12 protein-coding genes and 1 riboswitch are annotated in these 14300 nt (G+C 66.1%); of the genes, 4 read left to right on the top strand and 8 right to left on the bottom strand.

Annotation, left to right across the window (positions count from 1 at the left end; genetic code table 11):
• Positions 1 to 306 precede the first annotated feature (306 nt).
• Positions 307 to 454, top strand: a riboswitch (FMN riboswitch).
• Positions 455 to 533: 79 nt separating this feature from the next.
• The 4 genes from EN869_RS28205 to EN869_RS28190 all read left to right on the top strand — a co-directional run bounded on the left by EN869_RS28205 (position 534) and on the right by EN869_RS28190 (position 3364).
• Positions 534 to 1001: a 6,7-dimethyl-8-ribityllumazine synthase gene (locus EN869_RS28205; RefSeq protein WP_127229377.1), complete on the top strand. Its 468-nt coding sequence runs from the start codon at positions 534 to 536 to the stop codon at positions 999 to 1001.
• 155 nt (positions 1002 to 1156) lie between these two features.
• Entirely contained in the window at positions 1157 to 2221 is a 1065-nt protein-coding gene (gene fba, locus EN869_RS28200; RefSeq protein WP_041005077.1) for a class II fructose-bisphosphate aldolase, read from the top strand.
• A gap of 148 nt (positions 2222 to 2369) precedes the next feature.
• Positions 2370 to 2504: a hypothetical protein gene (locus EN869_RS35580; protein ID WP_281015765.1), complete on the top strand. Its 135-nt coding sequence runs from the start codon at positions 2370 to 2372 to the stop codon at positions 2502 to 2504.
• A 134-nt stretch (positions 2505 to 2638) separates the two neighbouring features.
• Entirely contained in the window at positions 2639 to 3364 is a 726-nt protein-coding gene (locus EN869_RS28190) for an MgtC/SapB family protein (protein WP_127229378.1), read from the top strand.
• 15 nt (positions 3365 to 3379) lie between these two features.
• Here EN869_RS28190 and EN869_RS28185 read toward each other — a convergent pair whose 3' ends face one another.
• From EN869_RS28185 to EN869_RS28150, 8 genes are all read right to left on the bottom strand, one after another.
• Positions 3380 to 4615, bottom strand: a complete 1236-nt coding sequence (locus EN869_RS28185) for a VWA domain-containing protein (protein ID WP_245489542.1) — start codon at positions 4613 to 4615, stop codon at positions 3380 to 3382.
• Entirely contained in the window at positions 4608 to 6866 is a 2259-nt protein-coding gene (locus EN869_RS28180; RefSeq protein ID WP_127229379.1) for a DUF5682 family protein, read from the bottom strand. The genes EN869_RS28185 and EN869_RS28180 overlap by 8 nt, the downstream gene beginning before the upstream one ends.
• Before the next feature lie 3 nt (positions 6867 to 6869).
• Positions 6870 to 7949, bottom strand: a complete 1080-nt coding sequence (locus tag EN869_RS28175; RefSeq protein ID WP_127229380.1) for an AAA family ATPase — start codon at positions 7947 to 7949, stop codon at positions 6870 to 6872.
• 19 nt (positions 7950 to 7968) lie between these two features.
• Positions 7969 to 9402 (bottom strand): DUF5691 domain-containing protein, encoded by a 1434-nt coding sequence (locus EN869_RS28170; RefSeq protein WP_127229381.1) that lies wholly within the window; start codon positions 9400 to 9402, stop codon positions 7969 to 7971.
• Positions 9399 to 10787, bottom strand: coding sequence for an SWIM zinc finger family protein (locus EN869_RS28165; protein WP_245489543.1), 1389 nt, complete (start codon positions 10785 to 10787; stop codon positions 9399 to 9401). The genes EN869_RS28170 and EN869_RS28165 overlap by 4 nt, the downstream gene beginning before the upstream one ends.
• A gap of 138 nt (positions 10788 to 10925) precedes the next feature.
• On the bottom strand, positions 10926 to 11642 hold the full coding sequence (locus EN869_RS28160; protein WP_127229383.1) for an ABC transporter ATP-binding protein: 717 nt from the start codon (positions 11640 to 11642) through the stop codon (positions 10926 to 10928).
• Positions 11639 to 13357, bottom strand: coding sequence for an ATP-binding cassette domain-containing protein (locus EN869_RS28155; RefSeq protein ID WP_127229384.1), 1719 nt, complete (start codon positions 13355 to 13357; stop codon positions 11639 to 11641). The genes EN869_RS28160 and EN869_RS28155 overlap by 4 nt, the downstream gene beginning before the upstream one ends.
• A complete protein-coding gene (locus EN869_RS28150; RefSeq protein WP_127229385.1) occupies positions 13344 to 14213 on the bottom strand; it encodes a branched-chain amino acid ABC transporter permease in 870 nt (289 codons plus the stop codon). The genes EN869_RS28155 and EN869_RS28150 overlap by 14 nt, the downstream gene beginning before the upstream one ends.
• Positions 14214 to 14300: the final 87 nt, after the last annotated feature.

Here is a 14300-nt window from a genome sequence, read left to right as displayed (position 1 = left end):
GCCAGGCCGCACGGCCCGCCCCGCCATCGCGTAGCGGGTTGAGCAGCTTCTCGAAGCGATACCACTTCACCAGACCGGACAGTCGATCGAGCGGCGAGGATCCACCTGCAAGCTTCTGGCCCAAAAAATGCTTCCGCCAGGCTCAACTGACCAGTCTGCTTCACCGCCATTGCGATTCCCTCCGAGCTTCCGTCTCAGAGAATCACAACCAGCCAATTACGCAACAGGCCCCTTGAGGGGGAGATTCGCGCTCCAGCGGCACCGCCAATTGACAAACCTGCGCCCGTCCCCCCATACCTGCACCGTTAATGTTCTCAGGGCGGGGTGAAAGTCCCCACCGGCGGTAAGAGCTTCGGCTCAAGCCCGCGAGCGCTTTTCCAGACCATCGGAAAGGTCAGCAGATCCGGTGCGATTCCGGGGCCGACGGTTACAGTCCGGATGGAAGAGAACGATCGCTAAAAGACGGTCCGCTCGCGCGGGCCGGTTTTTGCGTCGTGCGTCCTGATTCTGGTTCGAAACGGAAGGAAGGACCCATGAATCAGCATTCCCCCAAAGACTATGAAACTCGCCGCATCGCCGTCATTCGCGCGCGCTGGCATGCCGACATCGTCGACCAGTGCGTGGCGGCGTTCGAGGCGGAGCTTGCCGCGCTCGGCGGCTTTGCCGTCGAGGTCTTCGACGTGCCGGGAGCCTATGAAATCCCGCAGCACGCCAAGACGCTCGCCGAGACCGGCCGCTACGTCGCGATCCTCGGCACCGCCTTCGTCGTCAATGGCGGCATCTATCGCCACGACTTCGTGGCGGGCGCCGTCATCGACGGCATGATGAACGTGCAGCTTTCAGCTGGCGTGCCGGTGCTGTCGGCGGTACTGACGCCGCACAATTTTCACGACAGCGCCGAGCACCACCGTTTCTTCCACGAGCATTTCACCGTGAAGGGCAAGGAAGCCGCGAAGGCCTGTGTCGAGATACTCGCCGCGCGTTCGCGGATCGCCGCCTGAGCAACCGGTGCACTACAACTAAACCGATTTGGATTTCAGGACCGCAATGAGAGTGGTTGCGGTGCGTCGGAAATCCGGCCAGAAGCAACGGGGCCGCCCGACGCCCGGGCGGCCTTTTCAAACACGGGCTCGAACCATATACGGGAGACTATTCGTTGGCTCGCATCACACTGAGACAATTGCTCGACCATGCCGCCGAACATGGCTATGGCGTCCCTGCCTTCAACATGAACAACATGGAACAGGGCCTCGCTATCATGGAGGCGGCCGAGGAGACCAAGTCGCCGGTCATCCTGCAGGCCAGCCGCGGCGCGCGCGCCTATGCCAATGACGTGGTGCTGGCCAAGCTGATCGACGCGCTGGTCGAGATTCACCCCGACATCCCGGTCTGCATGCATCTCGACCACGGCAACAACGAAGCCACCTGCGTCACCGCGATCCAGTACGGCTTCACCTCGGTGATGATGGACGGCTCGCTCAAGGAGGACGGCAAGTCGCCGGCCGACTACGCCTATAATTCCGGTATCACGCGCCGCGTCGTCGACATGGCGCATTGGGGCGGTGTCTCGGTGGAAGGTGAGATCGGCGTGCTGGGCTCGCTGGAAAGCGGCGGCGGCGAGCAGGAAGACGGCCATGGCGTCGAAGGCGCGATCAGCCACGACCAGCTTTTGACCGACCCGGTGCAGGCCGAGCAGTTCGTGCGCGACACGCATGTCGATGCGCTGGCCGTCGCCATGGGCACCAGCCACGGCGCCTATAAATTCTCGCGCAAGCCCGACGGCGCGGTGCTGGCGATGAACGTGATCGAAGAGATCCACCGCCGGCTGCCCAACATGCATCTGGTCATGCACGGCTCGTCCTCGGTGCCGGAGGAACTGCAGGAGATCATCAACAAATATGGCGGCCAGATGAAGCCGACCTGGGGCGTGCCGGTGGAGGAGATCCAGCGCGGCATCAAGCACGGCGTGCGCAAGATCAACATCGACACCGACAACCGCATGGCGCTGACCGGGGCGATCCGCAAAGTGTTGACGGAGAACCCGTCGGAGTTCGACCCGCGCAAATATCTGACGCCGGCGATGGCGGCGATGAAGAAGCTCTGCAAGGAACGTTTCGAGCAGTTCGGCACCGCCGGCAACGCGCCGAAGATCAAGCCGATCCCGCTGGCGGACATGGCCAAGCGCTACAAGTCGGGCAGCCTCGACCCGAAATTCGGCTAAAGCGACATCTCCCGCGACCGTTTCAATCCCGGTCGCGGGAGCCTGCCTCCCCGCCACTCTGCTGGACGAGTCCGGCGGAACCTCGCGCCAGCAAATCGGTTCCTGTTCTGACACCTTCCACCGATTATCGACTGGGAAGGAGCTAATCATGAGCAAGGATCGCGACAGCGAAGGGCCGGTCTTTTCGGGCCAGGACGCGCGGCAGGGCGAAATCATCCTGCGTACTCGTGCCGTCGCATCATTTTCACCGCCGGGCTGGTGGGCATCGTCGTGCTGGCGTTAGTGGTCAGCCTCGCCGCACATTGAAGACAGCCCTGATGTCTTCAGACATCGGTCACGGAACCATTCCCGGCTCTGTCCGGTTGAACGTCGCAGACGCAATTGAGGCGGGGTGGCTTAGACCGCCCCGTCGAAACGATGTTCGAGACGCTTTGCTGCGGCATGCCGCTTCATCCGACGTGGCTGGACCTTGTCGGGCGGCTGCTGCTGACCTTGCTCGCCGGTTTCCTCATTGGCCTCAATCGCGAGGCGCGCGGCCATTCCGCCGGCTTGCGCACGACCATACTGGTCGGTCTGGCGGCCTGCGTGGCCATGGTCCAGGCGAACATGCTGCTCGACGTCGCCGGCAAGGCGCCGGACTCCTTCGTGCGCATGGATGTGATGCGCTTCGCGCTCGGCGTGCTCACCGGCGTCGGCTTCATCGGCGGTGGCGCCATCCTGCGGCGCGGCGACCTCGTCACCGGCGTCACCACCGCCGCGACCATGTGGATCATGACGATGATCGGTCTCGCCTTCGGCGGCGGCCAGTATGGCCTCGGCATGATCGCGGCGGTGCTGACGCTGGTGACGCTGCAGGCGCTGAAATGGGTCGATCTGAAAATCCCGCGTGACCACAAGGCGATCCTTTCGGTCTCATGGCCGGAAAATTCGCCGCCCGACATACGCAACATGGTACGACCGCTCGGCTATGACACGCGCTTCGTCGGCATGGAGCACGATGTCGACCGCAACTGCTTTGTTTTTTCCTTCGACGTTCAATGGAAGCAGCCCGACGCGCTCGAGCCTTCGACGGACATCCTGGCGGTGATTGCCGAGCACTGCGCGGTCGAGCGCTTCGAGATAACCGGCGAGAAGCCGTTCTGAGTTCGGGCGGCAAGCCTACTCCGCAGCGCCCGGCGCCTCTGTATCAGCACGGATGAGCTTGATGTCGGCGCCTGCCGCCCAGGCGCCGATGTCCTCGCGACGCAGGGCCGCCGCCATCATGTCGGGGAAATGGTCAGGCGTGCAGGCAAAGACCGGAATGCCGAGTGCGGCGACCGACCCGGCCATCGACGGATCGTAGCCGGGACGGCCCTGGTCGGTGAGCGCAAGCAGCACAACGACGTTGACGCCCGACCGCACAAGTGCTGCCAGCCTTTGCAGGAGCTCCTTGCCGTTGCCACCTTCGTAGAGATCGGTGATCAGAACGAAATGCGCCTTGGTTGGCCGCTCGATGCGCTCGGCGCAGTAGGCGACCGCCTGGTTGATGTCGGTGCCGCCGCCGAGCTGAACGCCGAACAGCACCTCGACCGGATCGCTGAGTTCTTCGGTCAGGTCGACGATCGCCGTGTCGAAGCAAACCAGCTTGGTCCGCACCACCGGCAGCGAGGCCATCACGGCGGCGAAGATCGAGGCGTAGATGACCGAGCTTGCCATTGAGCCGGACTGGTCGACGCAGAGCGTCACCTCGTCGAGGTCGACCAGCCGGCGCTGGCGACGCATGAAGCCGACCAGCTTTTCCGGCACGACGGTCTTGTGGTCCGGCTGGTAGTGGCGAAGGTTCGCCGTAATCGTGCGCGGCCAGTCGATGTCGCGCTGGCGCGGGCGGTTGGTGCGCCGCGATTTGTCGAGCGCGCCGCGGATCGCCTCGGCGGTCTTCTGCTCCAGGCGCTGCATCAGCTTGGCGACGATGTCGGAAATGATCGAGCGGGCGATGTCCTTGGTCTTGTCCGGCATCGCCGAGCGCAGCGAGACGAGGTCGGCGACGAGATTGACGTCGGCCTCGATCGCCTTGAGGAATTCCGGCTCCATCAGCATCTGCTTCAGGTTCAGCCGCTCGAAGGCGTCCTTCTGCACCACCTGGACGACCTGCTCAGGGAAGAAGGAGCGGATGTCGCCCATCCATTGCGCGACGCGCGGCGCCGAGCGGCCGAGCCCGCCGCGCCGCTTGCGCGGATCGCCGGCAGTGTCGCCGCTGCCGTCGCCATAAAGCGCGTCGAGCGCCGCCGACAGTTTTCGGTCCTCGGCCGAGAGCGCCGAGGAGGATTCTTCGTCGGCGCCGATTGCCAGCCGCCAACGGCGCTCGCGATTGTCCATGGTCGGATCAAGGTCCGGGCCGGTCGCTTCATCAGCCATGATTGGCCTCTCCCGCGAGCAACTTGCCTAGCAGACCAAAATGCCTACGCCATGCCGCGCCGCCGTCAGGCGCCGGCGTCAGCCCGGCGGGCAGGCTCGCTCTCTTGCCAAGCACGGCCTCGATGAGACGGCGACGCTCCATGCTGTCGAGATTGGAAAAGACGCGGCGCAGCAGCGGCAGATGCGCCACGAAAGCCTCCTCTTCGAGCGAGGCCAGCCAGGCGTCGACGGCACCGCGCAGACCTTCGTCATAGATCAGCCGCTGGCCGGCGCCGCTGAAGAAACCTTCGAAGAAGGCGGCGGCATCGACCACAGGCGTTCCCGGCGACAGGCGCCTTGCCAGGAGATCGGCGGTCTCATCGGCTGAGAGCCGCCCAGCCTCGTAGAGCAGATGCGCGGCGCAGCCGGCGACGAGCGCCGTGGAACGCGACGAATCCAGCACGGCTGCCAGCCCGTTGCGCCAAGCATCCAGGACATGCTCATCCGGCTCGACCAGCTTGATCGCCTCGTCGGCCTTGCGCAGCGCTGCCATCAGCGCGGCGGCGCCCTGCGCATCGAGATCGCGCGCCGCGTAAGGCAGCGCGATGGAACCTTCGATGACCAGGCGCTCCAGCAGGCCGGCGAGGCGCTCCGTCTCTGTCTTGCGCGCTTCGCCGTAGCGGATGATGTCGGCCAGCGGCGGCACCGAGGCCAAAAGCTCCAGGCACTCGCTGCTGTGCGCCGCCTTTTCCTCAAGCGCCGCAAGACCGGCGGCGGATGCCTCGCTCAAGGCGGCGGTGATCGCGCTCTGCACCAGCGTGGCCAGAGCATCGAGTGTCGCGGCCGCGCCGATCATCTGGATCAGCCGGCCATTGGCCGCCTTCTCGATGGTCGGGCCGTAGACCAGGTTCTCGACCAGGCGGACGGCATATTCCGGCTGCCAGGCGAGCATCCAGCGCTCGCGGAACGTGCCGCGGCTGCGCCCGACATCGGTCAGCCTGCCCCAGTTGACGCCGAGCACGTTCAGCCGATGCAGCAGTGTCGAGCGGAAGAGACCGCTCTCGCTGCGCAGGTCGACGGAAAGTTCCCGCTCAAGCGCCTCTGGCTTCAGCCTTGCCGCCTTCTGGTTGCGCTGCAAATCGTCGATCAGCGGCGCGAGCGGGGTGTCGGACGGGATTTCGCCGACATCGGCGCCGAGCAGCAATTCGGCCTCGACCATCTTCCACAGCAGAGCTTCGCCGTTGAAGAGCGCCGAGATCGAGGCGTCGCGCAGTTCCTCGAAGCCAGGTTTCGGCCGCTCACGAATGGCGGCAAGCGCGCGCGCCAGGCGCTCCGCCTCGATCAGCGACGCGGTGGAGATCATGTGGCCCTTCACCCGCAGCACCGAGGCGATCCGCGCCAGCCACAGGACCGAGGCGTCGTCCTGCCCGCGCGTCTGCCAAAGATGCTTGCACCAGCCGGGCGCGACGACGCCGGCGCCATAGCCATAACCCAGCGCCAGGCGCGGTGCGGTCCATGGCGCGTAAGTCATCGTGGTTTTGCGCCGGCCGATGCCCCTGAGCAGCGCCTGGTCGCTCTTTTGTGTATGCGCGGCCCGCAAGGCCGGCACATGCCAGGCGCCGCAGACGACAGCCAGCGGGCCGTCGAATTCTTTCCGCGCGGCGGCGATCTCCAACCGCATATGTGCCTCGCGCATCGCCTCGAGTTTGCTGATCGCGCCCTCGCCGTCACGCAGCGTCGTCATCGCGTCGGCGATGGCGGCGAAGATCGGGCCGGGCTCGGGATTCTGCTCGATGATGTCCGACCACCAGCTCTCGCCGTCCTCATAGCCGGCGGCGCGCGCCAAGATGCCGATCGGATCCTGGATGCGCATGGGTTCCTCGTCCTGCTCTTCTGCAGGTTCTGCTTCGGAGGCATCACCGTCGGTCGAATCTTCAGGCGTCTTTTCGGCTAGGCGCGCGGTCGAGGGAAGATCGATGAAGCGCAGCGGCGCCTTGTTGGCGACGGCCCAGAGTGCTGCCTGGTATTCCGGCGAGAATTCGGCGAAAGGCCAGAAGCTGGTCGCGGCGGGATCGTCCTCCGGATAGCAGAGCAGCGCCACCGGCGGCTTCATGTCTGGGCTGGCGAGCAGCGGCAGCAGCGGCGAGGCATCCACCGGCCCTTCAATCAGCACGGCGACCGGCCGCAATTCCTGCAAGGCCTTGACCAGGCTCCCGGCGGAACCCGGCCCGTGATGGCGAATGCCGAAATAACTGATGCCGCCTTGCGTCATGGCTCAGATGGCCGCGTTGAGCGCCGCATAATAACCGGCATAGTCGGGCCGCTTCTTCAGCACCGTCTCCAGATATTCCTCGAGCACCACCTTGTCCTGGACCGGGTCCTTGACGATGGCGCCGACAAGGCTTGGCGCCAGCCCTTCGGCGTGGAGCTTGCCATCGTCGAACCATGCCGCCTGGCTAAGCCCGCTGACCATGGTGGCAATCGCCTCGGCGGTCGACAGCGAGCCCGAGGGCGTCTTCAGCGTCACCTTGCCGTCGGCCGTGGCACCCGAGCGCAGCTCGCGGAAAATGGTGAGCACGCGAGCGATCTCCTCGCCGACATTCTTCGGCACCGGCAGATCCAGCCCGCCGGCCATCTCGCCGACGCGCCGGGAGACGATCGAGACCTCCTCCGCCATGTCGTCCGGCAAGGGCAACACTACGACATTGAAGCGGCGCTTCAGCGCCGAGGAGAGCTCGTTGACGCCCTTGTCGCGGTTGTTGGCGGTGGCGATGATGTTGAAGCCGCGTTGGGCGTAGATCGAGGTGTTCAGCTCCGGCACCGGCATCATCTTTTCCGACAGCACGGTGATCAGCGTGTCCTGCACGTCGGAGCCCATGCGCGTCAGTTCTTCGAGCCGGCAAAGCTTGCCGTCCTGCATGGCGCGGTAGAGCGGCGTCGGCACCAGCGCCTCCTGGCTCGGCCCCTTTGCCAGAAGCTGGGCATAGTTCCAGCCATAGCGGATCTGGTTCTCGTCGGTGCCGGCGGTGCATTGCACGACCAGCGTCGAATTGCCCATGATGGCGCCGGCGAGATGTTCCGAGACCCAGGATTTCGCCGTGCCCGGAACGCCGAGCAGAAGCAGCGCGCGGTCGGTCGCGAGCGTGGCGACCGCCGTTTCCATCAATTGCCGGCGACCGACATATTTCGGCGAGATCACCGTGCCGTCGTTGGCCTTGCCGCCCATCAGATAGGTGAGCACGGCTTTCGGCGACAGGCTCCAGCCGGCGGGCTTCTGGCGGTCGTCGCCGCGCGCCAGCGCCTGCAGTTCGGCGGCATAAACCTGTTCGGCCGGAAGGCGGACGGCTGCGTTCATGCGATCTTCTCCGGGTTGATCATATGTTGTCTTGGGGTGGATTTCCGGCCAGTGCCGCGTTGAGCCGCAGCAGGCCGAGCGAGGGGGATGCAGGCGGCAGACCGGCTGCAACTAAATCATCGATCAGTCTCGTCGCAGCTGTTGCGGTAGCAAGAAAACCCATCGTCTCGAGGAAGTCGTCAACTGCTCGCCGCATTGCATCGTCGTTTTCGCCAATGATGGAACGCAACGCTGGAAGCACTTGTCCATTCGTCAGGTCGTCCCAGTCCAGCCAGCCAGCGTCGAGGCTTTCCGCCTGATTGAGCATGCCGAGGTAGTTCGCCTGCTTGAGGATTAACCGGACCAGCACACGTTTTCGGCGACTGTCCAAGCGCGGCGTCAATTGAAGAACGCGGAGCACCGGCTTGCCACCTTCGTCGACAAGCCTGTCGGCCATATGCGCCACCGCAGTGTCGCTGCCGGACGCGGCGACCATGCGCGACAGGAGGATGTCGACATTGTTGTCGGTGCCGAATTGCCAGCCGGTGATGAAATCGGACTCCGTGACGCCGAACCGAGCTACGAGATCGACAAGGTTGCACAGCTCGAACAGCTCGGCGCGGCGCTGCTCCTGCGCGTGCGATTTGGTCTTCGCCGGGCCGAATGTGGTCCGGCGGCGGATGAAGCCCGCCTTGCCCTCCTCGATGAAGCCGGCGAGCTCCGCCACGGGGACATCCGCACCGCTCTCGCCATGCTGGCCGAGCATCGCCAGCAAGCGGCCGGCCAGCTCACGGACTTTGGTGGAGCGATCGGTAGCGAGGCTTTTCAAGAAGGGCGCGTCATCCGGGCCGAGGCCGATGCGGATGAGCTCGACAAGTGACAGCCTGACCTCGGCCGATTCCGCCGGACCCTTGGCCTCGATCAGTTGCCTGGCGACCGCCGGTTCGCTCCGGCGCATTCCCGTCAGCGCTACGCGCCGCGCCGCCGGAAAGAATTCGGCCCAATTCTGCAAGGTGAGCTTTTTATGCCAGAGCTGTTCCGCTTCGGCGCTCGCCTGCCAGTCGATCCAGGGCGCGTAGATGTCCGGTGCGGTCTGGTCTGACGCGGAGGGCATCCAATCCATCGGATGGGTGACGAAGCCACGGCTGGCGACCAGCTTGACGACCTGCGCCTTGCGCCTCGCATCGGCCGCATATTTCAGCGCAGCCCGCAGCGACGGCCGCAGGCGTTCAGGCAGCATCGGCAAGGCCAGCACCGGCAGCGGCGGGCGTCGCTTTAAGATTTTCGGCGCGGCCGGGCGCAGCGCGACATCCAGCGCCTGCGCCGCGATGGCCAGCAGCCGACGCTCCTGTTCGTCGGGGCTGGACGCGGCGGCAACCTCCTTCCATTCGGCGGGCGCAAGCTCGAAAGCGGCGCCGCCCGAGATCCAGCCGTCGCGCAACCGTGCCAGTCCGGCCTGATCGAGCTCGTTCATGACAGGTCGAGCCTCCCGATGCTGCTTTGTGATGCCAGCAGCTCGAGCCTGGCGCCGTTCCAGAGCGCTGCCGTTGCTGCAAGATCGAGGCCGAGCAAAGGCTGATTGACGGAGCCGGCGATAGGCAGGGCAATGCCGTGCGGATCGCTGGCCGCCTGCCACCAGGCGCCCTCCTTTTCGTCTAGCGCGATCGCACCGGCCGGCAGGATGACAGGGCAGTCGGACAGCCATGGCGCGCCGTCCTGGAAGGTGGCGTAAGCGGCGAGCGGATCGCCGGCCGCGTCCGCGGCGAAATCGGGCCAACTGCCGGGCGACGCATCGCCCAGCCGTTCTGCGACCAGCGCCCGCAGCGGATTGCGCGACGGATAGAACACCAGCCTCGCCTTGAAGCGGTCGCCGGGCGCGAAGGCGCCGGACCGCCGTCCCGCCGAAGCCGGGAAGAAATCGAGCAAGACGGCAAAGCGCGGCGTCGTGCTTTCCAGGTCGAGCAGCCAGGTCGCGTGGCTGACGAGCCCATCGCGGCGCGTCTCGATCTTCTCACCCAACACCTCCCAATCGCTCTCGATCTGGACGGCGTCCGGATTGGCGAGGATCTGGTCACGCGTCTCCGATGTCGAAACCAGGCGCTTCAGCTCGGCATCGTCGGGCGCCGCGCGCCAGGCCTTGGCAAGCAGCACCAGCTTGCCGAGCTCACGGATCGCCGCGTCCGGCCGCTCCTCGCTGCGCAGCGCCATCAGCCGCGCCGGCAATTCGTCGATGCGACCGGCGAGTGCTGCCGCCTTGAGGTCGACAAGCCGTGCCGCGATACGGCGGCAGCGCTCGCTCGAGGCATCAACAAAGCCGGCAAGGCCGAGCCGCAACTGATCGGCGACCCATTGGTCGAGCTCATCGAGCGCAGCCGAAACGGCGCTGCGCGTGTCCTCCGCCCGCTTACGCTGCGCCGCCTCGCGGCGTTCGGCGGCAGCGGCGTCCTCTACCGGCGCGCTTTCCGCAGGCCGCGTCGCCTCGTCGATGCTTTTGCCTTCGGAGCTGGCCGCCGCTTGCGTTGGGGATTGGCCGGGCTTGCGGCGGCGGCCGAGCCAGTCGTTCACCCAATCGGGCGTCTGGTCGACACGGGCGAAGCTGGCCGGCGCGGTGGCGCCGATCCAGGCCAGCGCCAGAATGTGCTTGCAGGGAAATTTCCGCGACGGACAGGTGCATTTATAGCCGTGATCGGAGGTGTCGAACGCGACCCGGTAAGGGTTGGAGCCCGAGCCCTGGCATTCGCCCCAGATCAGCGGCAGCCGTCCATGCGCTTCAAGCCTGGGCCAGTTCGACCGCTTGGTCAGCTTGGCGGCGGCGCCAAGCGAGGCCTGATCGGGGGCCAAAGCCTCGATTGTTTTCAAATCCAGCTGCAAGCCGCGCGCCTCTCACCACCCCGAAGCATGATTTCGCGACGATTGATAGCCGTTTGCGGCGCGCTGGTGTAGCTCCAGCCGCCGCAAAATCGAGAGCTTGTCTAATGTTCCGTTGCTCTCCTGACATTACCCGTCAGGCCGGCACGTCTCCGTCCCTCCGAGATAAAGTCGATGCAGCTCGCCCGGCGATTGCCTGAGCTTCGCGCAGTCGCCGTCATAGACGACGCGGCCGCGCCGCATGACATAGGCGCGGTTGCCGATCGACAGCGCAAGCGCCGCGAACTGCTCCACGAGCACCACCGCGAGGCCGTCATCGGCCAGCTTGCGCACGGCCGTCATCAGCCGCGTGACGATGACCGGGGCGAGACCGGCGGACATCTCATCGATCAGCAGCACCTTCGGCCGGGTGAGAAGCGCGCGCGCAATCACCAGCATCTGCTGTTCGCCGCCCGAAAGCAGACTCGCCTTCACCGTACGGCGCTGCACCAGTTCGGGAAACAGCGCATAGGCTTCGCCGATGTCGGCGCCCGGATGCAGGCTGACGCGCAAATTCTCTTCGGTCGTCAGTTGCCGGAACACGGTGCGACCCTGCTCGACATGGGCAAGCCCTTCGCGCGAGCGCGCGCCGGGCCGGGCCTTCTGCAGTGCACGGCCGTCGATGGCGATGGTGCCGCCGGCAACCGGGATGACCCCCGACAGACCTTCGAGCAGCGTCGTCTTGCCCGCGCCGTTGGCGCCGAGCACGACGCTGATCGCGCCGCTCTCGGCGATGAGATCGACCGAGGTGACGACGGGCAATTCGGCGCGGTTGATCGACAGGTTGGAAACGACGAGCCTGCTCATGCCGCCACGCTCTCTTCCTCGATGCCGAGATAGGCCTTCTTCACCGCGCGTTCGCTGAGCACTTTCGCCGGCGGGCCGGAAGCGATGACCTGGCCGAAATCGAGCACGGTGACCTCCGAGCAGACCGCCCGCACCAGGTCCATATCGTGCTCGACCAAAAGCACCGCCGAACCGAACAGTCTCGGGATTTCGGCAATGCGTTGTCCGAGGCGCAGCGTCTCTTCATGCGACTGGCCGGCGGCGGGCTCGTCGAGCAGGACCACGGCGGGACGCGCCGCGACGACGCCGGCGACATCGAGCAGCCGCCTGGTGCCGGCATCGACCGAAGCAACCGGTGTGTCGGGATGCGGACAGTCGAGCCAGTCGAGGATCGCCCTGGTCTCGCCCGCCGACAGGCCCTTGGTCGCGAGCGCAAGGTAACCGCCGACTGTGAGCTCCGGCGCGATACGGTTGGTCTGCCAGGTGCGGCGCACGCCGTCGCGGGCGCGCAGATGCGCCGGCACGCCTTCGAGCGGCCTGCCGCCCAACCGTACGCTGCCCTGATAGGAGGACAGGAAGCCGGCGACCGCGTCGATGAAGGTCGACTTGCCGGCGCCGTTCGGACCGATCAGGCCGGCCACCGCGCCGGCGGCAACGTTCAGGCTGACATTGTTCAGCGCGACGACGCTGCCATAGCGCACCGTCAAACCTTCGATGGTGAGCGCTGGCCCGGCCGCGCGCTCGATTGGCGCCGGCAGGTCCGAGCCGCGCGCGGCAACCGCTTTCGGCGCGCTTGTCGGCAGCAGCTTGCGGAACTGGCGCCGGAAGGTCTCGCTCATCGTCTCGCCGGTCGACAGCGCCTGGGTGGCGCCGATGGCGAAGAGCACGTTGCCGATGTCCTGCGGCCAGTCGAGCCGGCGCAGGATTTCCGGGAACATGACGACGAGCAGGCCGCCGATGATCGCGCCCTCGGCGAAATGCGCGCCGGTCATCACCGATACCGCATAGAGCGAGAGCGACTGCATCATGCTGAAATTCTCGGCGACGAGCGTGCCAAGATAGCCGGCGAGCAGGCCGCCGGAAATGCCGGCGACGAAGGCGCTCAGCGCAAAGGCCGAGAGCTTGGCAGTGGCGATGCTGACGCCATGCGCGGCGGCGGCGCGTTCGGAGTGGCGCACGGCCAGCCAGGAGGCGCCGAGCCGGGAGCGGCTGATGACTTCGAGCGCCACGGCGATCGCCACGTAAAACAGCAGCACGAAGACGAAATAGCCCTCGTCGCTGTCGAACAGTTCCGGCCGCGGCACCTGCAGGAAATCGGTCTGGCCGGGATAGGTCATGGTGGCGAGGATGGTGTCGAAGGCGGTGGCGAAGGAGAGCGTGACGATGGCGAGGTTGATGCCACGCAGCCGCAGCGCCGGCAGGCCGATGGTAACGCCGACCGGCACGGCCGCCAGGCCGCCGACCAGTATCCACGCTGCAAGACCGCCAGGCGCCTCGGCGAGGTTGAGATAGCCCACCGTCCAGGCGCCGACGCCGGCGAAGGACGTCTGGCAGAGCGCGATCATGCCGGTGCGGCCGGCGACGAGGCCGAGGCTCTGCAGCGCGACGCCGGTGATCAGCACCGAGGTTGCGAGAAACACCCAATAGGACGGCAGCAGGCCGGCATAGGCGACACCGCCGGCGACGAGCGCCACGACGATAAGGGTCACAGAGGCCCGGAGACTAGCGCGCTTCATCCCAGCGGGCCTCCCGCTGCGACCAGAGGAGAACGGCAAGCACCACCAGGAACGGGATGGCGCCGCGGTACTGGCTGACGCTTTCGATGGAGCTTGCCAGTCCTTCGACGATGCCGAGCGCGATGCCGCCGGCCAGCGTCCACCAGAAGCTGCGGAAGAGGCCGATGAGCGCCGCGGCCAGCGCCGGCACGACAAGCAGGCTGAGCGTCATGAAGTTCGGCGAGCGCTGCGGCGCGATGATCATCAGCGCGAAAGTGGTGAAGGCGCCGGTCATGCCCCAGACCAGCAGCGACAGGAGCTGCACGCGCACGCCGAGCAATTCGGCGGCCATCGGCCGGTCCGCCAACGCACGCAGATTGAGACCGACCTTGGTGCGGTTGAGAAAGAGGTCGGAGAGGATGGTGAACAGCACCGCCAGGCCGATGGTGAGCACCGAGGCGATGGTCACCTCGACGCCAGCCAGCCGGAAAGCCGAGCCCGGGAACAGCTCCGGCATGTTGTGCGGATGCTGGCCACCGGTGAGCCGCAGCCCGACGGCGATCAGCCCGACGAGCAACGCCACCGTCACCGCCGCCTTGGTCGAGGCGCTCGCCTCACCGAACCATCTGGTCATGATATAGCCGATTGCAACGCCGGTTAGTGTCCCCGCCGCGATGCCCGCCAGCACCGAGGGCCAGATCGGGAAGCCGGCCTCGAACAGCGCGATCAGCACGAAAGTGACGGCGGCGCCGATCGAGGCTCCGGTGAAGTTCACCACGGCGACGAGCCGGTAGGTGAAGACGGCGCAGACGCCGAGCAGGGCATAAGTGCCCCCGGCCGTCAGTCCCGCCACGGCGGATGTGAGTAGAGCGTTCATTTTTTCCCAATCTGGAAAAGGCCTATCGAGGTCGGCGCCGCTCCTCATTGTCCTGCCGGACATTTCTCTCCGTGAACGGGAGAAAGA

Origin of the sequence: Mesorhizobium sp. M2D.F.Ca.ET.226.01.1.1 (assembly GCF_004022705.2) — a bacterium.
GTDB lineage: Bacteria > Pseudomonadota > Alphaproteobacteria > Rhizobiales > Rhizobiaceae > Mesorhizobium.
Note: the sequence above shows the minus strand (reverse complement) of the source record. Positions and strands in the feature narration are given on the sequence as shown.